The 26,202-nt window shown below is 34.6% G+C and carries 22 protein-coding genes; 9 read left to right on the forward strand and 13 right to left on the reverse strand.

Annotated elements, in window-relative coordinates:
* Position 1 precedes the first annotated feature (1 nt).
* From AADJ06_RS05180 to AADJ06_RS05220, 9 genes are all read left to right on the forward strand, one after another.
* Positions 2-250: an acyl carrier protein gene (locus AADJ06_RS05180; protein WP_341225340.1), complete on the forward strand. Its 249-nt coding sequence runs from the start codon at positions 2-4 to the stop codon at positions 248-250.
* Positions 247-1,926: a carbamoyltransferase C-terminal domain-containing protein gene (locus AADJ06_RS05185; protein ID WP_341225341.1), complete on the forward strand. Its 1,680-nt coding sequence runs from the start codon at positions 247-249 to the stop codon at positions 1,924-1,926. The genes AADJ06_RS05180 and AADJ06_RS05185 overlap by 4 nt, the downstream gene beginning before the upstream one ends.
* A 416-nt stretch (positions 1,927-2,342) precedes the next feature.
* On the forward strand, positions 2,343-3,536 hold the full coding sequence (locus AADJ06_RS05190) for an MBOAT family O-acyltransferase (protein ID WP_341225342.1): 1,194 nt from the start codon (positions 2,343-2,345) through the stop codon (positions 3,534-3,536).
* A complete protein-coding gene (locus AADJ06_RS05195; protein ID WP_341225343.1) occupies positions 3,529-4,509 on the forward strand; it encodes a hypothetical protein in 981 nt (326 codons plus the stop codon). The genes AADJ06_RS05190 and AADJ06_RS05195 overlap by 8 nt, the downstream gene beginning before the upstream one ends.
* Before the next feature lie 248 nt (positions 4,510-4,757).
* Positions 4,758-6,440: a 2-isopropylmalate synthase gene (gene leuA / locus AADJ06_RS05200; protein ID WP_341225344.1), complete on the forward strand. Its 1,683-nt coding sequence runs from the start codon at positions 4,758-4,760 to the stop codon at positions 6,438-6,440.
* Between the two features lie 654 nt (positions 6,441-7,094).
* On the forward strand, positions 7,095-7,835 hold the full coding sequence (locus AADJ06_RS05205) for a class I SAM-dependent methyltransferase (RefSeq protein ID WP_341225345.1): 741 nt from the start codon (positions 7,095-7,097) through the stop codon (positions 7,833-7,835).
* On the forward strand, positions 7,832-8,947 hold the full coding sequence (locus AADJ06_RS05210; RefSeq protein WP_341225346.1) for a glycosyltransferase family 4 protein: 1,116 nt from the start codon (positions 7,832-7,834) through the stop codon (positions 8,945-8,947). Before AADJ06_RS05205 ends, AADJ06_RS05210 begins: the two co-directional genes overlap by 4 nt.
* Before the next feature lie 78 nt (positions 8,948-9,025).
* Entirely contained in the window at positions 9,026-10,132 is a 1,107-nt protein-coding gene (locus AADJ06_RS05215; RefSeq protein ID WP_341225347.1) for an SGNH/GDSL hydrolase family protein, read from the forward strand.
* Positions 10,133-10,207: 75 nt separating this feature from the next.
* On the forward strand, positions 10,208-11,326 hold the full coding sequence (locus AADJ06_RS05220; RefSeq protein ID WP_341225348.1) for a glycosyltransferase family 4 protein: 1,119 nt from the start codon (positions 10,208-10,210) through the stop codon (positions 11,324-11,326).
* Between the two features lie 130 nt (positions 11,327-11,456).
* On the opposite strand, the gene AADJ06_RS05225 is transcribed toward AADJ06_RS05220, so the two are convergent.
* The 13 genes from AADJ06_RS05225 to AADJ06_RS05285 form a co-directional block, all read right to left on the reverse strand.
* Positions 11,457-12,569 (reverse strand): glycosyltransferase family 4 protein, encoded by a 1,113-nt coding sequence (locus tag AADJ06_RS05225; protein ID WP_341225349.1) that lies wholly within the window; start codon positions 12,567-12,569, stop codon positions 11,457-11,459.
* A 42-nt stretch (positions 12,570-12,611) separates the two neighbouring features.
* Entirely contained in the window at positions 12,612-13,433 is an 822-nt protein-coding gene (locus AADJ06_RS05230) for a glycosyltransferase family 2 protein (RefSeq protein WP_341225350.1), read from the reverse strand.
* Positions 13,434-13,504: 71 nt separating this feature from the next.
* The gene (locus AADJ06_RS05235; protein ID WP_341225351.1) at positions 13,505-14,629 is read right to left on the reverse strand and encodes a glycosyltransferase; all 1,125 of its coding nucleotides are present in this window, start codon (positions 14,627-14,629) and stop codon (positions 13,505-13,507) included.
* Between the two features lie 74 nt (positions 14,630-14,703).
* The gene (locus AADJ06_RS05240; protein ID WP_341225352.1) at positions 14,704-15,471 is read right to left on the reverse strand and encodes a methyltransferase domain-containing protein; all 768 of its coding nucleotides are present in this window, start codon (positions 15,469-15,471) and stop codon (positions 14,704-14,706) included.
* Complete coding sequence (locus tag AADJ06_RS05245; protein ID WP_341225353.1) at positions 15,468-16,883, reverse strand: radical SAM protein; 1,416 nt, start codon at positions 16,881-16,883, stop codon at positions 15,468-15,470. Before AADJ06_RS05245 ends, AADJ06_RS05240 begins: the two co-directional genes overlap by 4 nt.
* Positions 16,884-16,897: 14 nt before the next feature.
* Positions 16,898-18,409, reverse strand: coding sequence for a radical SAM protein (locus tag AADJ06_RS05250; RefSeq protein ID WP_341225354.1), 1,512 nt, complete (start codon positions 18,407-18,409; stop codon positions 16,898-16,900).
* 3 nt (positions 18,410-18,412) lie between these two features.
* Complete coding sequence (locus AADJ06_RS05255) at positions 18,413-19,513, reverse strand: radical SAM protein (RefSeq protein ID WP_341225355.1); 1,101 nt, start codon at positions 19,511-19,513, stop codon at positions 18,413-18,415.
* Between the two features lie 11 nt (positions 19,514-19,524).
* The gene (locus AADJ06_RS05260; RefSeq protein WP_341225356.1) at positions 19,525-20,223 is read right to left on the reverse strand and encodes a methyltransferase; all 699 of its coding nucleotides are present in this window, start codon (positions 20,221-20,223) and stop codon (positions 19,525-19,527) included.
* On the reverse strand, positions 20,223-21,293 hold the full coding sequence (locus AADJ06_RS05265; RefSeq protein WP_341225357.1) for an SGNH/GDSL hydrolase family protein: 1,071 nt from the start codon (positions 21,291-21,293) through the stop codon (positions 20,223-20,225). Before AADJ06_RS05265 ends, AADJ06_RS05260 begins: the two co-directional genes overlap by 1 nt.
* Positions 21,294-21,297: 4 nt before the next feature.
* Positions 21,298-22,734: a radical SAM protein gene (locus tag AADJ06_RS05270; protein WP_341225358.1), complete on the reverse strand. Its 1,437-nt coding sequence runs from the start codon at positions 22,732-22,734 to the stop codon at positions 21,298-21,300.
* Positions 22,731-23,537 carry a class I SAM-dependent methyltransferase gene (locus AADJ06_RS05275; protein WP_341225359.1) on the reverse strand — a complete coding sequence of 269 codons (807 nt, stop codon included), beginning with the start codon at positions 23,535-23,537 and terminating at the stop codon, positions 22,731-22,733. Before AADJ06_RS05275 ends, AADJ06_RS05270 begins: the two co-directional genes overlap by 4 nt.
* The gene (locus tag AADJ06_RS05280) at positions 23,534-24,952 is read right to left on the reverse strand and encodes a radical SAM protein (RefSeq protein WP_341225360.1); all 1,419 of its coding nucleotides are present in this window, start codon (positions 24,950-24,952) and stop codon (positions 23,534-23,536) included. Before AADJ06_RS05280 ends, AADJ06_RS05275 begins: the two co-directional genes overlap by 4 nt.
* Positions 24,953-24,980: 28 nt before the next feature.
* Positions 24,981-25,925: a hypothetical protein gene (locus AADJ06_RS05285; protein ID WP_341225361.1), complete on the reverse strand. Its 945-nt coding sequence runs from the start codon at positions 25,923-25,925 to the stop codon at positions 24,981-24,983.
* Between the last annotated feature and the right edge of the window lie 277 nt (positions 25,926-26,202).

A 26,202-nucleotide genomic window follows, 5' to 3' on the forward strand; every position in this document is an offset into this window, starting at 1 on the left:
TATGAAAATAGACTACAATTATATCATCGACTTTCTTTCTAAGAAAATCTCTTCTCATTCAAATACCCCTTTAGCTTCACTAAGTTCAGATGTTTCAATGGAAAACATCGGTTTAAGCTCATTAGATGTCGTGATTATTTCAGGAGAAATAGAAGATGAATTTGACGTTGAAATAGAACCTTCGGTAATTTTCGAAAGTAAAACTATCAATGATGTTGCCCATAAATTACTTAAGTTAATTAATGAATGAAAGATTGTTATTTAGGACTTTCTACATCTGGCCATGATCCAGCTCTTGCTTTAGTTGATCAATCTGGGAATGTAATTTTTGCAGAGGCTACGGAACGCCATGTTCAACTAAAAAGAGCTTGGGGTATTTCTCCAGATCACCCAGATCACTTAAGGAGCCTATCGAATTTAATAGATAGAAAAACTAATATTCAAATTTCTAGGACTTGGATGGCTGCGAAAAGTTTACCGGGAAAAGATGCTCATGAAAATTCACTTTTCCCGCCAACAGACTTCAATTGGTTATATAAGCATCAGAATAGAGCTTTTGATGATGCCGGAATTCATGTAGCTCAATTTCAGGGAAAGGATATCAATAAAATAAATGACTTTGACCATCATTTATGCCATGCCGTGAATGCTTCTTACAATGCCCCTTTTGATTCAGGGCTTTGCATTGTAATTGATGGGGAAGGAGAAGTAGGAAGTTTGAGCATTTTTTTACTAAAAAATAGAGAGCTTAAAAGAATCGGAAGAGCATGGGGCCCGGGAAGTTTTGGAAGTTATTACAGCTGGTTAACTCAACTTTGTGGTTTTGACTGGCGTTTAGGAGAGGAGTGGAAAGTCATGGGGTTAGCGGCTTTTGGACGTCCAAATGAAGAGATGGTGACATTGTTAAAAAAAACAATTCAAATAAAATCTGGAAAACCTTATCCTTCTTCGCAGCTTACGCTACATGAACTAACGCTGGCTGCTAAAAAGTTTATGAGACTACCAGGGGAAGATATAATGAAAGCCGCTGACCTTGCAGCAAGCGGCCAAGCGGTTTATGCTTTTTGGATAGATGAAATTCTCAAATACTGTCAAAAGTATGAACAGGAAAACTTAATTCTCAGCGGTGGTTGTGCACTAAACTCTTCATATAATGGAACTATCAAACATCGTTTCCAATACAAAAATATTTTTGTACCATCAGCTCCAGCAGATGATGGTAATGCTTTAGGCAGTGCTTTGCTATCATGGATGAAGGATAGCCAGACTCAAAAAATACCAAGCTCAAACGGCACTCCCTATCTAGGAACAAATATTAATAATAATAAACTTGAGAAAAAAATATCCCATATCGCTAAATACGGCGGCTTCTCTAGAATAACAGATATAGGTAATAAATCTGCAAGTATGGTGGCTAAAATGCTATCAGAAGGTAAGATAATCGGTGTTATTCGGGGAAGGGCAGAATTTGGTCCTAGAGCATTAGGAAATCGTTCTATTCTTGCTGATCCAAGAAGCCCTCAAATAAAAGAAATAATAAACGAAAGGGTTAAAGGTCGAGAAGCCTATAGACCTTTTGCTCCAATAGTGCCTGACAATCGTGTAAGTGATTATTTCCTCAATGACCAACCTTCTCCATATATGTCCTTTACAATACCTTGGAAAGGAAAAATGCTTAATCAAATCCCTGGAGTAGTTCATAAAGATGGAACTGGTCGCCTTCAAACTGTAAACTCTAGTTCTAACCCTTGGTTAAACGACCTTTTACTAGAATTTGAAAAAATCACTAACACACCAATCCTTCTAAATACTAGCTTTAATGTAATGGGAAAGCCCATAGTACATTCTATTGAAGATGCAATGGCAGTATTAGTAACCACTGGCCTAGATGCAGTTTTAATAGAAAATGTTTTAATAGAGAAGTAGCCCCATTCATGTCATTTACCTCAATTAAATTCATATTCATTTTCCTCCCAATTGTCTTATCATGCTACATATACATCAATAAAAAGCATCCAAATTTTGAGGTCTATTTTCTTCTCTTGGTATCTCTTTTTTATTGTGCCTATATCGATATAATTGCAGCTAGTATCTTATGTTTCTCTATTTTCGTCAATTACTCGATTGCCTTAATTATAAGACGTTTAGAAAAAAAAAGTCATAGGAAAGGATTAGTTACTTCAGGGATTTGTGCAAATGTCTTTTTACTTTTTGCCTTTAAGTTTTCAATTGAAAATTCCCTTGGCGTATTGCATAATACCGTCGAATATCAAAGTGTTTTTTTAGAAATAGGCATACCCTTAGGACTTTCATTTTACACATTTTATCAAATATCATTTCTGGTGGATACATATAAATCAGAAACTAAGCTTCTGGATTTTTTTAAGTATTCTTTATCGGTATCATTGTTTAGCCAACTTACCGCAGGCCCAATACTAAATTATCGTGATGGGTTTTCTCAATTTGATCAAATTGGCAAAAAGCCTTTTGATTATGAAAACTTGTCTAGGGGTATCAGTTTATTTACTGTAGGATTATTGAAAAAAGTTCTTTTGGCCGATTCTCTTGCTACCATTACCAGTCAGCTTCATCATGCCATAAGCATGGGAAAAGAACTAAACACTCTAGAGTCAATAGGAGCAACTTGGGGTTTTCTTCTTCAATTATACTTTGATTTCTCTGCTTATTCAGACATGGCTTTAGGTCTCGGACTGTGCTTTGGCTTTACTTTCCCTATTAATTTCAACTCTCCTCTAAAAGCCACCTCGTTCAGTGATTTCATTTCCAAATGGCACATGTCCCTTATTAATTTTACGCGGAATTATATTTTCTTACCAATCTCAAAATATGTAAAGAAAAAAGCTAAGGGTAAAGCTGTCAGAAGGCAATTTATAGGTTGGGCTGTAGGTCTTCAAGCTTCTTTTTTAGTAATAAATATCTGGCACTCACCAACCCTTATGCTAATTTTACAAGGCCTCGTTCTTGGTTTATTTCTCATAATAGTGAATGTCATTGGTAAATCAATTAGCAGAATTTCCATAACGCCAAAAAAAACTTCAATCAGAATTAAAAGACTAAAGGCAGTCTTGGGACATTTCTTAGTTCTTTCTGCTGCCTCAATTTTTGCCACATTTCTCAGAATTAGTAATTTCAATGAATTAAGTACATTGTTTCACGGCTTTTTTAGATTACCCAAATTGGAAACTGATAATACCCTTTTAATTGAAACAACAAGCCATTTCGCTTATCTGATTTCTGACAGATTGGTGCCGTCCATCCAAGAGCCAATTACATTATTGGGATACCAAACGCTTACTATTCCTACTATTCCTTTTCTTTTACTCCTAACTCTAATCGGAATATTTGGTCCAAATACGATGCAAGCCTTTGGTATGGTAGTTCACTTAGAAAAGAAATGGTACCAAAATTTCCTCTGGAGGCCTAGTTTAAAATGGGGGATATTTATAGGCTTAGCTTTGGCATCTTATCTTATGATAGCAGAAAATACTTCATCACTTAAGTTTTTATATGAATAATTATAAGACTAATAGAAAACCAAATAAAAAGTTCTTTTTAGGAATATTTTTGAGTTTTGTTTTACCAGTAATCTTCGTCGGGCTTTTTAATTATATAATTAATCCTTATCAGCTAACGAATAGAAAATTATTTGGAGATATCTACAAAAAACATTTTCTAGAAGAATCTATTATAAAAAAGACATTCAAAGACAATTCGAAAGGAGACAAAGCCAAAATTAGTATAATTGGCACCTCGCACGTATTACACGGCATTTCAATTTGTAATAAACCAGACTATGAAAAATTTGCTTTATCTAGATTAATGATGGAAGAAGCAATAACTTTTATCCAATTAATCATTCAAAATTCAAATGTATCTAAGACTATCTTAGTTGAGTTGTCAAATGACAAAAACTATTATCTTTTGGAGAATATATACCACAGCAGACTGCACAAATTTGACTTTCATGAACGCTTTTTGCATGCAAGAACCCTGCGAGCATCTTTAATTCACTTTAAAATAATATTGAAACCGTCAGATTATTTATCTGATGAGTGTAATTCCACTCTTGAAGATACTCCACTTCCAAATCTTCATGACTTAGAAAAACTAAATAATAAGTTTACTATTCAACTAAATTCAAGTCTTAAGTTTTTAAAAACTCTAACGAGTTCATTAACAAATGACAAAGAATATTTGAATCATAAAATTGTTTTTTTCTCACCCCCACTTCCTTACAGTATAGTGGATACTTTTAATTTGGCTCCCCTTATAAAGGCTAGAAACAACGAGCTTCAAAATATCATTTCAGAAATAAATCAAAAAAGCCCGAACATTAAATACTCTTTTGAGGACCTGTTGAATTCGGAACTAGGAAGCGAATATATTCCTTGGACCCCAAGTTTTAATAAAGGATGGTATGATACTGACCATTTTAAACCAGTTATTGGTGAACATGTTTTAAGACGATTGCTACCAGAAGAAAAATAATTGTTTTTCTAACATAGCCCCAAATTGAATGTCAAACAGATTATAAATTTTGTAACCTTTCTTCCTAATTAAACCCACCTTCCCCTAACTTTCGCCCGTCTTTTTTAAAAGAATACCACACCATTTATCAACGATTCTATTTTGAAGTTTCTTTCCTTCAAAAAATGAGTGCATATTTACGGCAAAGAAGGCTTACCTCTTTTTGGTAGGTAAAGTTAGCTTCAAGATTTAAGGATTTAAGACAAAGTATGAAATCATCTGATATTAGTAAGTATACACCATTTAAACCAATAGCTTTAAAAGACCGTGAATGGCCAAATCGAACACTTACAAAAGCCCCAATATGGTGTAGCGTAGATTTACGAGACGGAAACCAGGCACTTCCTGTGCCAATGAATATTAACCAAAAGGTTACCTTATTTAAGCAATTAGTTGCCATTGGCTTTAAAGATATTGAAGTTGGCTTTCCGTCAGCTTCCGATACCGAATTTAATTTTTTAAGAACCTTAGTAGACGAAGAACTTATTCCTGATGATGTCAGAATTCAAGTATTGGTTCAGGCTCGTGAACCATTGATTCGTAGAACCTTCGAATCTTTAGAAGGTGTAAAAAATGCCATAGTTCATTTATATAATTCTACATCAAAACTTCAGCGTAAAGTTACTTTTGGCAACGCCACTAAAGAAGAAATAAAGGCTATTGCGGTAGATGGGACTCTTTTGATAAAATCACTTTTAAATGAAGTCCCAAACACCAATATCACTTTAGAATATTCGCCAGAAAGCTTTTCGGATACAGAAGAAGATTATGCAATAGAAGTTTGCGAAGCTGTGATTGACAGCTGGGACCCAACACCTGAGCATAAAATCATTCTTAACCTTCCGTCTACGGTAGAATGGAACATGCCAAATACATACGCAGACCAAATAGAATGGTTCTGTCGTAAAATTAAAAAAAGAGACTCCGTAATAGTAAGTTTACATACACACAATGACCGAGGAACTGGTATAGCATCTACAGAGTTAGGCCTATTGGCAGGTGCCGACCGTGTAGAAGGTACTTTGTTTGGAAACGGAGAGCGTACAGGAAACTTAGATTTAGTAACCGTTGCACTTAATATGAACAGCCATGGTATTCAAACCGGGCTAGACTTTTCAAATATTGATGCGGTGCGAAAAGTTTATGAAAAAAATACAGGCATGAGTGTTCATAAACGTCACCCTTATGCAGGAGAGCTAGTGTTTACGGCATTTAGTGGTAGTCATCAAGATGCCATCAAGAAAGGTATGGATTTAAGAGATGAAGATGAGGTTAACTGGGAAGTTCCATATCTAACCATCGACCCTATAGACATTGGCCGCAGCTATGAAGCCATTATTAGAATTAACAGCCAAAGCGGTAAAGGCGGTGTAGCATATATTTTGAAGAGAGAATTCGATTACGATTTGCCAAAGAAAATGCATCCAGAAGTTGGTTTGTATATCAATGGATTAGCTGATCAATATGGTAGAGAGTTAAATTTCAAAGAAATTCAAACAGAGTTTCAAAAGGAATTTGTCAATAGAAAAGACATCATTGAATTAAAGAAATATGAAATTCAGGAATTAACAGAAACTGAGGTTCAGTCAATAGTAACACTTACCCACCTCGGAAAAGAAATGAAGTTAGAAGGGAGAGGGAATGGCCCAATTAACTCGGTAGTTTACGCTATGCAGCAGCAAGGTTGGAAAGACTTTAATGTAGAGCAATATCGATCACACTCCATTGGCCATAGCTCTGCATCTGTCTCTGTATCATACTTACAACTTTCTATGAAAGCCGACCCGTCCGTAAGATTTTGGGGTTGCGGTGAGCATACTAGTATTCGTAGGTCTGGTGTAAATGCATTGATTTCTGCATATAACAGAGCTCAGATTCTGCTAAATAAATAGAAAAATGCACTCCTAATGCTGCTTAGGAGTGCAATTTAAAAACTTTAGCTAAGCCCTCTTTTTTTTCGATCAGTAGATTCAACTTGCCAATTTTAATGCAATTTAACTGAAGTACTGGCTCATACTCCTTTTGTTTTTAAAGGAATATGGTAAATTTCACACTCCATAAAAGCTAAGCGATTCTTAAAACATCACGCATACAAAGTCTTTGTTATTTCTGACTTCTAAAATCTTCTTTGGACTATAATCCAGTTTTAAGAACTTTGCCGCTTCGTTTTCAACCTCTTCCTTTGAGGACATTTCTTTGGTCTCAATTTAGTTTAAGTTAACTAAAGACTTATTTTCCCTAAAAGTATGAGCAATTTGGGTTTGAGAAAACCTCGATAATTAAAGTGTTCTAATTGATAGTCTCCCTGACCTCTTCCCAGTAAATCAGACTGTTCTGAATTAGAGAAATTCGAGCAAATTATTTGAATTTAAAAAACTGTAATATCTGTAAAACAAAATTTTCAACGAGAATATAACATTCTGTATGAATTAGAAACTTAGACTTCCCTAAGAAATTCCTTCAGATTGTAAATTAAACTTAAATACCTTTATATTTCATTACTTTTGAAAGCTCTCTTTAATTTTTTTATGTTTTCTAAAAAACAAATGATTAGTAGGCTCTCGCAAAGTCAGAAAAGGAAATTGGCAAATATTCTTGCGTGTTTCTTTTCCAATAGTTTGAGAAACTTAGCCAATATTTACAATCCGAGTAAAGGAAAATGCTACGATTTCTTCACCCTCTACACCAAACATTTAAAAAAGTTTAAATACAAACGCTTTAATCTATTGGAAATAGGCATTGGAGGATATGAAAGCCCGACTAGTGGCGGAGGTTCATTAAGGGTTTGGAAAAAATATTTTCGCTTCGGCAGAATTTTCGGAATCGATATAAATGATAAAAGTCCACACGAAGAAAGAAGAATCACAACTTTCAAAGGAAGTCAATCAAATACGACTTTTCTTAGTGATGTGATGAATAAAATTGGAGCCGTAGATGTAATCATTGACGATGGTAGTCACAGGAGTGATGATGTGATTACTAGTTTTGAGTTTCTATTCCCTTTTCTGAGTTCGGGCGGTGTTTATGTTATAGAAGACACACAAACTTCTTATTGGAATGTGTGCGGCGGTAGTATGCACAAGGATGCCAAGACCACCATGAACTTTTTTAAAAACTTAGCGGATGGTTTAAATCACGAAGAATTCCCTTCTCCTGGTTATATAGCGAGCTATTTTGACTTGAATATTATTGCTATCCATTTTTATCATAACATAATTTTCATAGAAAAAGGGGAAAATAATAAGGGGTCCAATGTGCTTAAAAATAACACGCTACCCTCAGCATGAAAAAAGACGATATTCGATTCCATGTAGTTTTTATTACACTTGCATATAAAGATGTAAGTGTTAGTGATTTTTTCAATTATGCCGTATGTCAGGTCAACCAAGCAATGGGGCTGGCAGAACAGAATGTGAGAGTAACGGTGATTAGCAGATTCTCCACCGACAAGAAAATAAGTAGAAATGGGGTTGAATACTACTTTGTCAATGACGGTAAGTCAAGCTGCCTGAAAAAGTGGCAATTGTCTAAAAAAACAACAAATCTGGTGTTCTCCATGAACCCAGATATTATTCATTTACATGGATTCTTCTTTCCTCGTTTTTTTAATTACCTACTCAGAAAGAACAAAGGAAAAAGCAAGGTGGTACTTGAGTATCATTCAGACTCCATTCCTAGAAAACTAAAATGGATTGCTGCTCGCAATTTCAGAAAAGTGGATAAAATCATTTTTGCCAATTATCAAGCGGCTAGATTGTGGGCTAAATCCTTTTCACTTTCTGAAAACAAATGGGCTTTTTCTATTGAATGTGCTCCTGATTCAAAGTTCATGAAACGTGAAAGTGCACGGCAAATTTCAGGGTTTTCTGGTTTTCCGATCTTTTTATGGAATAGCAGATTAATCACAAGAAGAGACCCATTAACCGTCATTTCCGGCTTTGAAGCATTTTTAAAACTAGGAACGTATCCTTATAGTCATTTCTACATGATGATACCAGATTGTGACGAGGCGTTATTTATGGAGTTAACTCAAAAAATAGCAGCAAGTGAACTTTTAAAAAATGCTGTAAGCATCATAAAAGAGCGGAAGCCGCTTAATAAAATTGCGGCCTACTTTAATAGTGCAGACTATGTGATTAGTGGGAGTTTGGAAGATGGCTATGGGTACGGCGTGGCCGATGCTATGTCTTGCGGAGTTATTCCAATTGTAACTGATATTTCTACATTCAAGCAAATAACGGGTAATGGGTTAGTAGGGGGCCTTTGGGAGGCTGGGAATGCAAAGTTATTAGCTGAATCCATCACACTTACAGTAAGTAGAACATTTCCAACTATCAAAGATGAGGCATTACGAGTTAGTAATTATTTTGACAAACATTTAAGCCAAAAAGCTCATTGAAATCTATAGAGGTTTAATTCCTACTAGTTTTTCTGGCCAAAAAGAAGAAGCAAAACCATAAAATGAATTGGCAAAGAAATGAATAAAAAAAGTTTGCTTAAAATTTTAACACCCCTTCTTACTACGTTATCCTTAGTAGGGATATTGGAGCTGGGCTTATCCTTTTCCTATGGGGAGAATGAAAGTTATATCATTAATAGCCCCGGTTTAGAATACCAATACAATTTTAACTCCAAATATGTAAAAAACATGTCTAGCTTGATTAACGTTAAGATTAATAGTTTAGGAGCTAGATCAGCCGAAATTACCGACAATTACCAAGAAAAAATAGTAGCCATAGGTGGTAGTACTACCGAATGCAACACAACGAATCAGCCACTAACTTGGACCGAAATAGTTCAACAAACTTTAACCAAAAACATTAAGAAAGATTTTTGGGTTGGTAATTTTGGAAAATCAGGAACTACCAGTGAGCATCATATTCTTCAAACTCAGGAGCTATTTAAAATGAAAGAACTAGCTGATGTAAAAACCGTGATTTACCTCATTGGATTTAATGATGCTTTAAAGGCTCTACACTACCCAAAAAGGTACTTAAACACCTCGGTTCTAGAACTAAAAAAAAAGGCCTTCAGCGTTTATCCCGACAGGGAATTACCTTATTGGAAACGTAACTCCATTTTTAAGTTCATTAAAGAAAAAAGGTTTCAATGGCAACTTAAACTAGTGGACAAAGATATTTTTGATAAGAGGTATCGAAATAATAAAGACAAAAGAAAGCAAATCAAATGGCAGGACGAACTCCCAAACCTTTCAAAACAAATAAGTGCCTATAAAGAGAATATTAGAACAATAATCTCTATAAATGTAACAAACAACAAAACGCCTATCTTTATTACCCAGCCCGTGCTTTGGGACACTAATTTAGATACAAGGCTTAAGGATCTACTTGTTTTTGACCTTATTGAAACAACTAATTACTCCCCTGACACATTAGCTTTATTAATGAAACTATTTAACACTGCCTTAATTGAAGTATGCGAAGAAAAAAGTATCAAGTATATAGATTTAGCAAACCAATCAAACCAGAATTGGTTCTATGATGATTGCCATTTTAATTTGATTGGAAATGAAAAAGTGGGTGAATTCATCTCTCAAGAATTAGAAACCCTACTAAATAAATAATTACTAATGCAAAACGAACATCGCTGAACAATGAAAAAAGATAGAATTATTTAATATGCTAAAAAACTTAAAGGCTTGAATAAAAAACGAATCGCGATCATATCTTCTGGTAGCGTGGGCACTGGATTTAATTCCGAAGGTATCCCTCATCATGCCGTTTTAATTGACAAACTGGCTGCTAATTATGATATTACCATTTTTTCATTTGCCAGAGTAAACGAAAACTTTACACCAAAAAAATACAAGGTTATTGATGTCTCTTTTTTAGCAAATCAGCGATTACTTTTTCGATTTCTTTATTTATTCTTTCAATTATCCTGTAACCATTTAAAGAACCCTTACCAAATCTTTTTAGGATTTTGGGGCTTCCCAAGTGGTTTTCTGGCAGTACTAGTTGGTAAAATATATAGAAGACCAAGTATAGCTGCCTTCATTGGAGGGGAAGTTGTTCATTTACCTAAAATAAATTATGGCGAATTCCACAAAAAGTGGTTCAGAAAATTGTTAAGGTTTACAGCCAGCAATACTGACACGCTCCTAGTTTTATCCAAATATCAAAAAAAGAAAATTAAAGAGAGTGGTTTATTTTTTAAGCAAATTCAGTTAATCCCCTTTGGTGTAGACTCTCGTAAATTCAAATTTACCAATGAGCCTTTAAAAAGGCCCTTACAGCTATTACATGTCGCTGATATAAACTTGGTAAAAGATCAAGAAACCTTGTTAAGGACCTTCAAAAAAATCAGAGAGAATGTGGATGCCCATTTGACAATAATAGGAAGAGATACCCTTGAAGGAAAAATGCAAGCTTTAGCCCAAAAATTAGGCCTGGATGAAAATATCTCCTTCCTAGGCAGGATTTCTTATGAAAAACTTCCAGCCTACTTTGCTAAATCACACATTTTCCTACTTACCTCATTATCTGAAAGCCAAGCAGTGGTAGTCAACGAAGCCATGGCGTCAGGATTGGTGGTAGCGGGGACGCGAGTAGGTTTGATTGCAGATCTGGAAAACCTTTGTACTCTTGCAGTAGATATTAAAGATTCAGACTCATTAGCACAGAAAGTAATTGCACTAATTAATAATCCACAACAACTCGAGGACTATAAGGCAAAAGGTCTGGACTGGACTATAAAGCATGATATAAACTGGACTGTAAGAAGTTATCAAGAAATCTTTGAAAGCCTCTCTAAGTAATGTCAAATACGCTTTAACTCCTAATTATTCTAAACCGCGACTATTCTAATGAGCTATTCAGACCCCGATTGCATGGAACTTAAATGAATAAATTTTAAAACTTTAACACAAAGAAAATTACCAAACCCTTTCAACTATTAACCAATCTATCGGCTACTTCTTCAATTCTTCTACCAATAGCATTAAAAGAAAGCTTATTCTTAAATTGAAGCAAAACCAGTTCACGCATTTTCTCAATGTCAATTCTTTCACTTTCTTTTAACTTATTAAATAAATCCACTTCATTTCCCGGTTCAAATAACAAGGCACAAGCCCTATCATCTGTCATACTTCTAAAGGGGGCAATATTGGTGCCTATTGGAATACAACCACAACTCATTGCCTCGCAAAAGGCAATTCCCATACCCTCATAGTGTGATGCAGAAATAAAAAAGACGCTGGAATTAAACAAAACCTCTAGTCGGTCATGAGGGATCTTTCCTAATAATTTAACCGCCGCAGACATTTCATTTTCCTTAATATACAACTTGACCTCATCCTCAATAATGGCACTCGCATAAATCATATTTAATTTGGCCTTAGGGTTATGATAAAGATATAACCTAAAACCTTTTAACATAGTAATAGGGTCTTTGTTTGCATCCAGCCTACCTATCCATAAAAAGGAATGAGCAGGGCGATTCATATTTCTATTTATAAAACGACTAGAGAACTCCATAACTTCATGAATAAGATTACTATCTCTAATAATCTTATCTTCCACAAAAATTTGTGCTAAACCCTTTGAGGTAAATAGGTAAGCATCTGCTCTTGAATAGGCAATTTTTTGAAACCATCTTTTTATCCTATTTTGATATGGCTTTTCAGCATGGTGTTGAACAATAACTTTGGTAGACCCACTAATAAAACAATACAAAAACAATAATTGAAGCGGAAAAATGAAGCCATGCACAAACACAATTGAAGGCTTATGTTTTCTTAAAAAGAAAAAAAGCGAAAGTGGGAAAAACCTTAAAAAACCTGCTTTTACGTTAAAGTAAATTTCATTTTCACTACAATCAGGAATTGTAACGGCCTTTTCTTTTAGTTTCAAGTACTGTACTTTGTATCTTTTCTCTAAACCTGAAAAAATTGGCACAATCAATGAATGAATCAATCTCAGGTAAGAAACTTCCTTTTGAAGCATAGACCGGAATGTAATAATTACCAAAAGAGGTTTATGGGGTTTTAATACTTCTTTCATAAAAAATATACCGTTATTTTCAGTAATTCAACTATTCTAGAATCAAAAATCAAACTGTTCCATAGTTCTCACATTTATCTCCTTGCGTTCTTTATCAAAGAACCATCCCCACTTATTAAAATACTTTATAGCTGAGTGAACAAAAAGGACAAATAACTTCAAGCTTTTTCCTGCCCCATTCTCATAGGCATGATATACTGAAACAGCTGGATAATAAACTGTCTTATACTTTTGATAAATCCTTCGAGATAAATCTGAATCCTCGAAATACATAAAAAAACGCTCATCATACATCCCTAATTCCTTAATCACTTCCAAATTTAGCAAACTAAAACAGCCGGAAACTCTCGGAGCAATATATATTTGATCTGGTGGGGCATTTCTTATTTCATATAAATTTATAAACTTATTAAAGGCCTTTTTGGGAATCCTTATTTTTCGCCAAATCATATAAAAAGGAGAAGGAGGAAGTTTAGGCAAAAATTGAACAGTTCCATCATTATTTAAAACTCTAGGCATCATTAAACCAATTTCTTCATCATTTTGCATTAAATTAACCATTGGTCGCAAAACTTCCTTTGAAAAGAAAATATCCGGGTTCACCACAAAATGAAACTTTGACCCGCCTTCTAATGCAGCTCTTATAGCAATGTTATGAGCCTTACCAAAACCTAAATTACGTTTATTATGGCAGTATACTACCCGCTTGTCTTTCGATATATTTCTAAACACATCCGAATCGGAATTATCAACTAAATATAATGTTTGGAGTTCTTTGGCAGCCAATACACTTCGAATGGCCTTTAATAAGGCATCTCTGTCATTATTATAGATTACTATGGAGGCTGTTATAATTGGTTTCAATTTAAAACTACGTGTGACTAAAGTGATGTTATTACTTTTAAAAAACTATAGATTGAATGAACCTATCAATCTCATTCTAATAAAACATTGAACAATTCTTCCCAGTTTTCTGCATTTGGTGAAGGAATATCAACTGTTCTGTTTTTTTGATAATCAATTTTCTCTTTTAATATTACCTTTTTCATAAACGCAGCCCATACTTCTGGGTCATTTGCATCTAAGAAACGGGCTTTACTATACGCTCCTACTGTTTCTTGGGCATAAGGCAAGTCAGCTATCAACATTGGCTTTTGAAAGTCTTTAAATTCGGAAATAGGTAAACCCCATGTTTCCAGTCTTGACGGGAAAACAAGTGCAGAGCAATGAGCATAATGCTCGAAAACCCTTTTCTTGTCCAGAACTCCAACAAACTTAATTTGAGAAACACCACCAAACTTTTTATAAAGACTTTTACTAAAGCTATTATCACCTTCCTTAAAAGTTAAGATAATTTGGAAATTGGTAATTCCTTGCTTCAATAATACCTTAGCAGCTTGGCCCAATACCGTAAAATTTTTATGTGTCCTTGGCAAGCTTGGATAAAAAAAAGTTGGTATATGATTGACCTCCTCTAAACTAACTTCTATCCCACTCGCTTTCTGTATTGGCTGTGCCACCACTATCTTATTCTTAGAAATATTAAACCAAGAGCTCACTTTCTTTTTTAACCAATAAGCTTGAACTACAATAAAATCATTTGACCTATGATTAAATTGTAAAACATAGCGATACAAAAAGGAATGAAAAAACAGCTTTGTATTTGAAAATAATTCACCAATATCCGCTCTATAAAATGGACTTGGGCTTTGCCAATAAACAGCTTTTTTTTCTGCTTTTAACTTAGGACTAATGTCATGAAGCGAAAACCATAAATACACATTTTTAAAGGAGTTATCACTTTTAGTAAGTCTATTGAAATAAACAAATTCATAATATAGTCTAAACAAATAACTTTTCCTTGAATTAGGTAATTCTCTAAACAGTATATTTACTGGGTATTTTTCATTCTCAAAAAGCGATATTTTGTGTACTAAAACAATGATTTCATAGCTTGAATACTTAACATTTGACAGCTCGCTTAAGCAATCTCTCAAAATGGTAAGCGGACCTCCCTCAAAATAGTTAATTGCAGAAATGACGATTGTTTTTCTATTCATATTACAATCGGTTCCGTTCTTTTATCATTTCTCTATAAACTTTAATTCCCTCCATTTTTCCGCAAACATAGAGCCTATTTCTTTCTAAAAATCGCCCAGACAAAAGGGTTTTGCTTTTTTCGAAGTACTTTCTTGAGAAAGTAAAATTTAGTTCTTCGATAGGTCGGTGAAAATGGTTTTAAATCCTGAAAACCATGATGAAAGTAAAAATTAGCCATCTCGGTGCAGTCTTGAGATTTATAATATTCTAAACTCCTCTCTTTGGCTTCAGATATTTGTTCTTCCTTATAAAATGGGCTATCTAAAACATGAATTTCACCATGAGATTTCATGATTTCAAAAAAAACTGTGAATAGCTCAGAAACAGATGGAAAATATTGAATAGCAGCATTGATTACGACCATATCAAAAGATTCCTTCTCAAATATATTTTCAAAAATATTTCCATATGCAAACTCGACTCTCTCATTACCAAAAAGCCTCTGAGCTTGTTCTAACTCCAACAAGTTTAGGTCCAAGCCTAGAACTTCTACCCCTTTAATCTCAGCCATTTTTGAAGAAAACCATCCATTACCACAACCTAACTCTAAGATTTTCAGTGGCCTTCTTTTCTTTTTTAAATAACCACAAAATCTTTTTTGTGTGTCTTTCCTTAATTGCCACTCCGAGAAAAGAGGATTATTTTTGGGCAAGTCGGGTAGTTTTTTAACCAAGTCATCACTTAAAACTCTGCCTTCTTTTGTTCTTAGTTTTAAATAAAAAGACTCATGTGGCGAATAGGCCGAAAGCTGATACACTCCATTAGATTGTTCTGTTGGTTTACTTTTCTTTATTATGCTCATGAAAGCTCTTTTTGAGGTTTCAACCAACGAATTATTTTTTTCTCAAACTGAAAAGCGTAAAATGAATTTTCAACTCGCCATCTGGCCATTTTTTGAGGAATTGCCTTTAGAAAAGTAGGTTCGGAATAGCCTAATTGTTGATAAAACTTAAAACCCTCTATTTCCTTAATTTTCTGATTGCTAATCCAGTCACTTTCTACAGAGCCTACATAATCAAAGTTTGCCCAGCCACTCAAACCTACAGGAAACTCAAAACCTCGACTGGTTAGTAAATCAGCTATTTCATTCCCTGGATATGGTTTAAAATAAAAAACAGCTACCTGAAATTTACTGCTCATCTTCCTTAATTCTTTAGCAATTCTGATAGTCTCATTAATACTGGCGTCAGTCTCATCGGGGAAACCTACAATAGCACTAAAATTTATGGCAATATCATATTTCAAACATTTTTCAGCACAGGCGAAAACTTGTTCAATTTTTATATCCTTTTTCATCCAGTCTAACATTTCTTGAGAACCAGCCTCTACTCCAATCATCACTTTTTCTAAACCAGATTTCTTGCATAATTCCCATACGTCATCTTCAAGCCTAAAACCTTGATCAGCCCTCATAGTTGCAAACCAAGAAATCGGCAATTTCCTATCAATAAACTCTTGGGCAATACCGGCAACTCTTTTTTTATTCGTAAAATAGGTTTCATCCTGAAAGTGGATATGCTCAAACTGATACTTATTCCATAGGGCTTCAATTTCATCTCCTACTCTTTCAGGACTATAGCCGTACCAACCTCTGTTATAAACAAATGGGTCTGCACAAAAAGTACAACGAAACCTACAACCCTGAGATGAAATGTAATCTAATTGTTTTCGTCCGCTAAGTTTTACATAATCTTTTACAGGAATTAGATCATAATTAAAAGCTGGAAACTTGTTAATATCCATCATTGTGCGTTCTGGATTAGCAACTATTTTCCCATTTTCTTTAAATGAAACTCCCTTCAATCCAGCCAAGGACTCCTTGGCTAAAAGCCTCTCTACTAACTCGGCAAAAGCCATCTCCCCCTGCCCGCGAACCACCACATCTATACAAGATTCGCTCAATGTTTCTTCAGGAAACAAGGATGCATGCCACCCGCCCCAAATTACAGGAAGGTCTGCAAATTTTTCTTTTATTAATTTCGAAACTAATAAAGCATCTTTAATTATACTCCCTGTTAATACTGTTGTCCCGAAACAAACGGCATTATGCCTTAAAGCCTCCGAGAGCCTCTTCACAGGTTCATCTTCAAGCCTTCCATCTATAATAATAACTTCATAAAGGGTAGGGTCTAAATACGAAGCTATAGCCACCAAAGCCAGAGGCATTGTATAAAATTCTGCTTTCGGATTATATAAAACTATTCTATGTTTCATTACATTATAAAATTTCAAATCAACTCTGCCCCCTCTATTTCAGGTTGACGATACTTAAGCCAAAACTTTTGTAATGCCTTAAGCTCATAAGGGGCTTTGTAAAAATTAGTCTTATACCTTATGTTAGCTAATTTGGCAATAAGATTCCTTTGAAAATCACTTAGTTTAATATCTTGGGTGGTTGGATATCGGGCATTTAAAACAACTTCAAAGTTTTGAATCTTATCAATCATAGCTGCCGTAAGCCAAGGTGTTAGCGGATTTTTTCGTAGGTCAAAATTTTGCCAACTATCGTCTAGCCAATCATCTAAGGTTTCAGGAAAACGAAAACCTGAGTCCTTTACCTTTTCATACATTTCTGAGCCCTCTTGCGGCACGGGACTATACACGTAAATGATTATTTCGGTATCAGGGTTTACCTCTTTTATCTTTTTTATATAAAGTATCTCACTATCTATCTGTTCCATTACTTTTTCAGAGCTATCTCCTGGAAAACCTAATACAAAAGAATACTCCGGAATGATATCGAAATCTTTCATCCGCTTAGCAAAAGTCAGCATCTGGTCCCCTGTTTGTGTTCCACCTTTATCTATTTCATTCAATAATTCATCATTACCGCTTTCTGCCCCCAGAAATATCATTTTACAGCCCGAATCACGTAATAAAGACATAGTTTCGTCAGAAAACTTATCCATTGTGTCAATCCTCCCTTCTCCCCACCAATTTATTTTTTGCCCTTTCATCAATTTAGAAAACTCCAACACTCTCTTTTCAGAAACAAAAAAGTTATTGTCAGTAAATTCTACCGAATCAATCTGATATTTTTCTTTTTGATACATAATATCGGCAAACATTACTTCAGCAGATTTACCCTTCCACCGTGCTTGAAAAATAGGGACAATACCACAAAACGAACAGGTAAATGGGCAGCCCAAACTGCTATGGTATTGAGTCGTTCGCTTACCTAAATGCGTTTTACCTATATAACCGTCCATCGAATAAAACTTCTCAAGAAAAGTATAAGGTAACCTTGGAATGGCCTCTATATCAATCATAGTAACCTTTGGAGTTTTAATGATTTTTCCATCTTCCATGTAAACTAGGTTTTTAATCTTCTTCAAAGATCCTCCGGCCTCCAAAGCATCCAGTAAAGCAGGAAAAGCAATATCACCAACTCCATTGACTAGATAATCCACCGCTTCAGATTCAATACAAACTTGATGCTGATTAGAAGCAAAATATCCACCCCAAATGGTAATAATTTCAGGAAATTGTTCTCTTATTTTTTTCGTAAATGTTATAGCTTGTTTCAATTGTGGACCAGGCATTACAGTACATGCGAAATATTTAAATTTGCCTGTTTTGATATAACTCTCAATGATAGAAAAAGGGTCATCCTCACGATTTCCGTCCACAAGAACAAAATCATATTGCCCCCAAATAGAAACGCCCACTTGTAAAATGGTAATGGGTAATCTAGGCTTACTATTAGTAGCCCTTGGATTAAAAATAATTACTTTGTTCATAATTTATGACCAGAATGGTTTTTCAAAAGCACTACAACAGCGATTACAAGCAGGAAAAAGTCCACCTGCTTTAACTAAGTCAGTTCTAAAATTCCCGAAAGCTGGGCTATTCCAAATTTCGTTCAATGAGTTCTTATAAACATTACCAACATCCAAATTATAACAACGTCCATGATTTGGGATAACCGAACCATCTGACTTTATCATCATCAACTTGAAACTATCCAAACATAATTTACCCATTGGTTTAGAAGGGTTCAGATAAAAAGTATTCAATTCGTCCAGAGTCTCCATTTCTGGAGAAAAGCCAATGGAGAATGGATATTTTTTCACTTTAATACTCCTTATTTCTTCCAGTAACAATTTAGTATTGAACGATTCAATATTCGTTTCAGAAATATTTGATTGTGTAGCAGGATATTGTTCCCCTAACATAGCTTGATGAGCTGCTACCATAGGTTCGGTAGTAAAATTGCTATGCATAAAGCCAAAGTTCTTTAAAGGAATATCCTTAAAGATTTCCAACATTTCCTTTAAATACCCGATATTCCACTCTGTTATGACGCAGTAAACGCTAATACTCGGACAGTTCTCTTGTGCTAATAGCAGCTCAATCCCTTCCATGGCTCTTTGAAATGAACGTTTATTTTGACGTATTTCATTATGTATTTCAGGTGGACCGTCTAATGATACACACAATTCTTTTAATCCATTACTTGCCAACATCTTTGCTTTCGCCTTCAAGTTAAATGCATTAGTCGTAAGGCTTGTTTCTATCCCTTTTTCTTTAGCATAAGCCAAGGATTCTTCTAAATGAGGATAAATAAGTGGTTCGGTAAAGGCATATCCGAGTTTGGCTTCTGGAAAAAATTCAGCAGTTTCGTCTATAATCTTTTTCAGTAATTTGATAGGCATATTTACAGGATCCGTACCCATCAAATTAGTATAAAAATTACTGTTATTATACCTTACACCTACGTCGCACATTTTGCAGTGCAGATTACATAAATTATTAACCCCTAACACAATGAAACTAGGCGACTGCCCGATATGTTTGGGATATAATTTTGCGTTCAAATGCCTTAAATGTTCCTTAGTAATCATTAATTATAATTCTAAACTTTCACCTTTAATTCAAAAATAAAATTCAATTCCCCCTTTGTCCTTTTACGCTCTACATTCTTCCATATAAAGCCATGTTTTAAAGCAATTTCTTTAATAATTTCTATCTGACAATCCTCCGACAGAACCATTATAACTTTACCTTGCTCCTCTAAAAAATCAGGCAGTTGTTCAAATAAACTCTCAAAATACTCGAAACTCTCACCACAGAAAAATGCTCTTTCGGTATCATTTTTCGGCCTTTTGGGATAGTAAGGAGGGTTGATAATAATCAATTCGAATAATGAGGGGGGAAAACTAGAGAACAAATCAGATTGAACTACTTCAATATTCACATTATTGGCTTGAGCATTTTTCCTAACCGTTTCACAGGCCACCTCATTTATATCAGACGCCGTAACTTGTGCCCCTTTCTTGGCCATAAATATTGACAATAAGCCTGAGCCTGCTCCTAATTCCAATACCTTACTAGATAAATGACCTTCTCCAGTTTCTTTAAATAACTTTTCTTTGTTGAGAAAATCAAGTAAAAAAAGAGTACTAAAATACAGCTTAGGGTGAAATACACTCGGCGGTACTACTATCTTAAAGCCCTCAATAATAACTTCGCGTTCTTTGGACAAATAGCCTTTAAGCGGAAAAATAACAATTCCATATATTACCTTTTTAATAATATTCCTTAACACTCCCATTATTCAATTATCCCATTTTCTAGTAAAAACGGATATAAAGCCTCATATACTTTATGATGACCATAGTTATTCCAATGAGGGTCTACTTTAGACGAAAAACTAGTATTATTTTTATTAAACTCTGATTGAAAGTAATCTGTCAAATCTAAAAAGGGTATTCCTAATGCCTCAACCTTATCTTTCATCATTCTATTCAACCAAGAATTAGTTTTATTTTCATAATTCTTCAGTTCAATTTCTGTTCTTAAACCATCCATAACAAAAACTAATTTTGAATCTGGGTTTTCATTTTTCATACGAGTCAATAGCAAATCTGTGACTTCCTCTACTTTTTCTCTGATAGCTGTTTGTTTGGGCATATCCACCATTAGGTCAAAAGTTTCCACCGGTAAGTTTTGATGTACCAATGTTGAATTTATTTTTAGGTTTCGCATTAAATAACATATCAAATTACTTTTTCTGGCTAATTGTGCTATTCCTAAATAAGAATGAAATGGAAGAAAAACCTCCTTCTTTGAAGAAGAATCTATAGCCATATAGTTACGACCAGGTAAAGTATAGCAGCTCAAGCTTTCTATAAAATCATTATGAACTATATTAAAAATGATAATGTCGGGTTTATATTTTGCCGTAACATACCTACTCATGTGAAGGTATTGGCTTAAGGGAGCACCTGACATTCCAAACTGATAAACTCGGTATTTAGCTTTTAACTTTTCCTGTAAAAGAACCGGATAACTTTTATCAATATCAACCCCAATTGGCTGAATATAAGAATCGCCTATTACAGCTATTAAAGGTCGATTATCATCAGCGTCATAATCTCGCAAATTATTCCACCCAGCATTGTTTATATGCCAATAAAAGGGTTGCTCCGCCCATGGACCAAGGGTCATAGTTCCTTCAGTATTTGGCTTAAATTTCACAATTTTATCGGCCTCGTCATAAAAAGATTCTGGAGAATTAGAAGCCGGAATAATAAAAGTAAAAAACAATTCAAGAGCTAGAAACACCATAACTAGGCCTAAACATACTGCCAAAAAGTTTTTGTATAATTCTTTGCGTTTCATCAAATCAACCTTTTTCCATCATCATTCCCATACGGGCCTTTAATGATTTTGCTTTTAATTTTAAACTATTTATAGTGTTTCCTTTACGCTGGTAATAAGCCATCTCATTTACTACCCAATGTACTGCATGGTTGTAATATTTATTAGAATAAGCCCTTTTGAAATCTATATCTCTATCTGTACTTGTAGACCAGTCCAGCTCATTTACTGTACTGTGAGTTTCCACTTCTTCATAAAGTTCTGTTCCCTTTATAGGGTAAGTTAATGTAATAGTAAACTGATCTGGATTAGCTGCCTTTAAATGACTAAGGGTATTTTTAATGTCTTCTTCGGTTTCGTTGGGATAACCCAGCATAATAAAAGTACCTGCCTGTATTCCTGCTTTTTTAGTAAGTTGAATCATTTCCTGTACTTTTTCTACTTTAACTCGCCTGTCCATTAGGTCGATGATTTTTTGCGAGCCGCTTTCTGCACCAATCCAAATCCTAAAACATCCAGATTTTTGGAGCAAACGTATTACATTTTCATTCATACGATCAGCCCTACTAATGCACTCATATCTTATTTTAACCCGCTGCTTTTCTAACTCTTCACAAAACCCTTCCAACCATTTATGGCTAATAGTAAAAACATCATCCACAAACCAAAAATTATCGGCCTGGTATTGCCTTTGAACTTCTTTTATTTCAGCTACCACCTTTTCAGGTGACCGTCTCCTGTAACTTAAACCATATACGCCACGGCTACACCAATGACAAGTATAAGGGCAACCCCTCATGGTACTCAGAGTCATAGAACTTTCTCCATGATGTATTTTCCAGGCATTTAAGTACAAATTCAAATCAATAGCCGCCCTATTAGGTAAAGGCAAATCATCCAGATCTTTTCTTAAAGGCCTATCAGGGTTGATAATAATCTCACCTTTTTTATTTTTATATGCGAGACCCTTGATTTCGGAAAACGTTTTTGAAACTTCATTCGAATTGATATTTAAAACCTTTTGACAGATCTCATAAAAAGTTTCTTCTCCCTCTCCTATCACCAAAAAATCTACACCAAAATCTAATAAATTTTCTGCATTATATCTCACATCAGGGCCACCTAAAACTATCTTAGTATGACTCAATTCTTTATGATTCTTTACGAAAGTAACCATCTCCAAAACATTCAATTTCGTCATCAAATTAATATAGATGGCCAAAACTGTCGGTTTTAGTTTTAGTAAGTATTCATAAAAAAGCGGCTTAGTTGAAAAGGTGGTATCAAAAACTTCATGCCTCACCTCTTTTTGCTTCAAATAACCCGACAAATAAAGTATACCCAATGGCGGGTAGGGTTTCATAATCTGCTGTTCTTTCTCATCATCAGCAAGGAAATATGCATGAGTTAACATAAGACCGGGCGTGCTAAGCTCAGACGAAGAAGTTTGTTTGAGCTTCATATACTTTTTGATTTAATCTCTATTAAAAAATGGTCAGACATTTTGGATAAAAAAGGGATTTTAATTGCTAAGCTTTCTAAACTCTCTAAAAAACGTAAAAACGTAGTTTTTTTCTCAAAAGCACCGTTTACGTACGAAGGCGGAACAAAAAAACCAATTGGCTGTTTATGACTCACTTTTAAGGTACATGGCAGTACCTTTGCTATATCTTTTGGAGCGTAATACCATGTTTTTACGCTTGAACCATTTCCTAAGTTTGCCTCCAGAGGCCTTTTAGAGAACCTTCGGAACACTTTAGAGAATTGCAATGTGCTTAAAAAGAAAACACTTTCCCAAATACACAGTTTAGGCATTATTACCCCTATAAATTTGCCATCGGGCTTTAATAATTTCGGCAGTTTAGTATCAAAAAAAATTGTTAAATTTTCCGGACTTAGGCAATTGAAACCTCCGAAATTAGAAAAAATTAAATCAAACTTTTGTTCATCAAAAAACTCATTAATATCCTTTATATCAAAGACTTGAAAACTCAACACTTCTAGCAGGTCATTTTTAATAGCTTTAAGTTCTACCTGATTAACCATGGCTTCGGATATATCAGTGGCCATTACCTTATGTCCTTTTCTTGCTAACCAAACAGCATCTTCCCCAGTACCACAATTTAACTCTAAAACAGATATCTCTTTATCAACTAACACCTTATCCAAATAGGCCCACACTAGCTTACGCTGAGCCTTCCCTACCAATGTATTTGTAAAGGTCTGGTCATAGTCCTGAGCTATATAGTCGAAAGCTACTTTCAAGTTTTTGATAATTGTTTTAGTTTTTTACTACTTACTTTCTCTTTTACCCATATTACCGGAAACTTTAGCATCGATTTAATAGACAGATTATTCTTTAATTTCTCTTTCCTATATACGTTATGTGTATGCGTGTGTAATTGCCTATAAAATAATGACGAGAAAGTGGACTCATACATCATATCCAAATCATTGGAATCTTGCCAATTTTCCTTAACCACTAATTGCTCTTTTACCTTTTCGTGAAAAACCGTTCCTGGTAAAGGGTATGACACCGAAATACCGATATCGTCCGGCATTAACTTTTTAACCATTTCCAAAGTTTTTTCTATATCATCCCAAGTTTCTCCTAGGTATCCATATTGTAAAAAAAAGGCTACCTTAACACCCTTCTGTTTAAGTAATTTCGTCGATTTTTCAATTTCTTCTATCCTAGTACCCTTATCCATGGCGTCTAATATACCTTGAGAACCACTTTCGGCTCCAATCCAAACTTCTGCCAAACCTGCTTCTACCAAATCATCAATATTGCTTTCTTTTAACAATAAATCAGCTCTAGATTGGATCTTTAGTTGTGGTTTTAATTTCTCCTTAGCAAGTAATTCTTTAAACTCTTTGGGCCAGTTAGGTTTTAAACCAAAGATATCATCGCATACCCAAAAATGTTTTACTCCTTCATTTAGCATTAACAGCTTTAGCTCATCCACCACTAGTCTGGGAGAACGTACATTATAACGATTGCCATAGATAGGTTTAGCACACCAATTGCATTTAAATGGGCAGCCCCTAGTAGTGGCTATGTTAAGAGAAAAATAGCCGTGGGCTTTTTCCCAAAGTGCTCTATACTCATCTAGATTCACCAAATCCCAGGCAGGCATGGGCAACGTATCAAGGTCTATAAATTGACTTCTTGGAGAAGTCTTAATGAGATTTCCTTCTTCCAAAAAAGCAATGCCTTTGATGGTTTCATTTTTCTCAAAATCACTTTGAAATATTTCAATTAATGAATGTTCAGACTCCCCCAAAAGTACTGCATCAGCACCTACTCTAAGATATTTTTCTGCATGGTCTGTGGCATCGGCAGAGTTTACCAACACCGTACAGCCTGCCTTTTTCCCTAAGCTTATTAAATCAAAACAGGCCTCTCGCATTACATTGAGGCACATTTTGCTCAAGTAATTAAAGTTATCATCAAAGATTACCAAATAATCAGGGTGAAAACGCGATAGGTGCTTAAGAATTTCATTTGGTGAATGCCTTAGGTTACAATCAAAAAGTTCAACCTCATACCCTTTTTCACGAAGCAGTGCAGCCGCCAGCATAGTTCCATACGGAGGGTAGGGCTTTTGAGTATTCCATTGTTTATCGTCAAAACGATAGAAATAGGCATTAGATAAGAGAATTTTTTTCGATTTCATCTTTAAATAAGGTAGTTAATCATTTAAATTAATTCCATATCGTCTTTTCCAAATCTGATATTTTCCCTTGGTAATGGTTTAATATTCTTTGGTAATTTCCGCCAAAGTGAGCTTTAGCTACGTGTCTATTTATTACTAAATTCTCTCCATTTATTCCAAACATTTCGGCCTTATGAATCTTTCTCCATCGCTTTTCCGTTTTCTTCATTAAAAAATTATCTAACCAATCACCAAAACTGTTATTAAGACATTTTTCCAGAACTTTTTTAATCCAACTTTTAGAGACTTTCAAATTAGAAATATCATGCGTGGGGTAATTCGGATAATATTCCTGAATCCATCTATTTTTAGCCTTAAAGTCTTGATAGTATTCTCCTCCATAAGTTGGTATGACCGTAGCTATTTCAGTTGCTGTAAAAATACTTTTGTCCCTCAGTTCTAGTGCATTAGTATCAATCATATAATTGAAGCACAAGAATTTTGTATTGTTTAAATAGATTATTTTTTGTGTTAAAAAGAAAAATAAACGTGCAATCCAGAGTCTATTAGGGGCAGTGATAATAAAATAATCAATATCACTTCGGTCATCCATATAATTTTTAGATAATGAGCCCGAGATCATAACAGAACGGACGTAAGGAAACTTACATATAAAAGATGTTATCCTTTGAGCCTTTCTGAAGTAAAATTCACATAACTTGTTTCCTTTTAACCTACGTTCCACCAAAGAAATACTATCATTCAGAGAATAGTACCTCCTTCTTAAAAAAAATACTTTATTGCTCTGAACCAAATCATTTAAAACCTCTTTTACCAATTTAATGGAAACAATGTCACTTCTTTCGAAAACTTCTTCTGCAGTAAGTGGGTACTTAAATAAATCAAAATAACATAAGGTTCGCAGCACCTTATCCACATCCGTTTTACTTGTTTTCGTATAATTTAGACTTTCTTTTTTGTAAGAATTAGACATTTACAGGACGTTTGACCTTCAACAAATATATGACTTGTAAGTTTTAAAAAAATGTAAAAAATCAGGATGGCCATGAAAAAAAACAAACCAGTTACCTTAGTTAATTAATAGCTAGTAGTTTATTAAAAGCTAAATTTTAATAATTATTACTTAGACCAGTTTTAAACTAAAGTAAGTTTACAGTTTTGTCTCATAATATACTCCCTGTCCAATTAAAGGAGCTTTAACCCACCATTTGAAATACAAAAAAATCAATCTCACCGAAAAGCAAAAACTT

The sequence above is a fragment of the uncultured Arcticibacterium sp. genome, from assembly GCF_964021845.1.
Lineage (GTDB): Bacteria > Bacteroidota > Bacteroidia > Cytophagales > Spirosomataceae > Arcticibacterium.

Bases quoted from the DNA above. Each gene is read 5' to 3' on its own strand.
- AADJ06_RS05245 (WP_341225353.1), bottom strand. From the start codon at position 16,883: ATGAAACATAGAATAGTTTTATATAATCCGAAAGCAGAATTTTATACA.
- AADJ06_RS05260 (WP_341225356.1), bottom strand. From the start codon at position 20,223: ATGGGAGTGTTAAGGAATATTATTAAAAAGGTAATATATGGAATTGTT.
- AADJ06_RS05250 (WP_341225354.1), bottom strand. From the start codon at position 18,409: ATGAACAAAGTAATTATTTTTAATCCAAGGGCTACTAATAGTAAGCCT.
- AADJ06_RS05280 (WP_341225360.1), bottom strand. From the start codon at position 24,952: ATGAAATCGAAAAAAATTCTCTTATCTAATGCCTATTTCTATCGTTTT.
- AADJ06_RS05240 (WP_341225352.1), bottom strand. From the start codon at position 15,471: ATGAGCATAATAAAGAAAAGTAAACCAACAGAACAATCTAATGGAGTG.
- AADJ06_RS05265 (WP_341225357.1), bottom strand. From the start codon at position 21,293: ATGAAACGCAAAGAATTATACAAAAACTTTTTGGCAGTATGTTTAGGC.
- AADJ06_RS05225 (WP_341225349.1), bottom strand. From the start codon at position 12,569: ATGAAAGAAGTATTAAAACCCCATAAACCTCTTTTGGTAATTATTACA.
- AADJ06_RS05185 (WP_341225341.1), top strand. From the start codon at position 247: ATGAAAGATTGTTATTTAGGACTTTCTACATCTGGCCATGATCCAGCT.
- AADJ06_RS05180 (WP_341225340.1), top strand. From the start codon at position 2: ATGAAAATAGACTACAATTATATCATCGACTTTCTTTCTAAGAAAATC.
- AADJ06_RS05195 (WP_341225343.1), top strand. From the start codon at position 3,529: ATGAATAATTATAAGACTAATAGAAAACCAAATAAAAAGTTCTTTTTA.
- AADJ06_RS05270 (WP_341225358.1), bottom strand. From the start codon at position 22,734: ATGAAGCTCAAACAAACTTCTTCGTCTGAGCTTAGCACGCCCGGTCTT.
- AADJ06_RS05210 (WP_341225346.1), top strand. From the start codon at position 7,832: ATGAAAAAAGACGATATTCGATTCCATGTAGTTTTTATTACACTTGCA.
- AADJ06_RS05215 (WP_341225347.1), top strand. From the start codon at position 9,026: ATGAATAAAAAAAGTTTGCTTAAAATTTTAACACCCCTTCTTACTACG.
- AADJ06_RS05235 (WP_341225351.1), bottom strand. From the start codon at position 14,629: ATGAATAGAAAAACAATCGTCATTTCTGCAATTAACTATTTTGAGGGA.
- AADJ06_RS05205 (WP_341225345.1), top strand. From the start codon at position 7,095: ATGATTAGTAGGCTCTCGCAAAGTCAGAAAAGGAAATTGGCAAATATT.
- AADJ06_RS05255 (WP_341225355.1), bottom strand. From the start codon at position 19,513: ATGATTACTAAGGAACATTTAAGGCATTTGAACGCAAAATTATATCCC.
- leuA (WP_341225344.1), top strand. From the start codon at position 4,758: ATGAAATCATCTGATATTAGTAAGTATACACCATTTAAACCAATAGCT.
- AADJ06_RS05285 (WP_341225361.1), bottom strand. From the start codon at position 25,925: ATGTCTAATTCTTACAAAAAAGAAAGTCTAAATTATACGAAAACAAGT.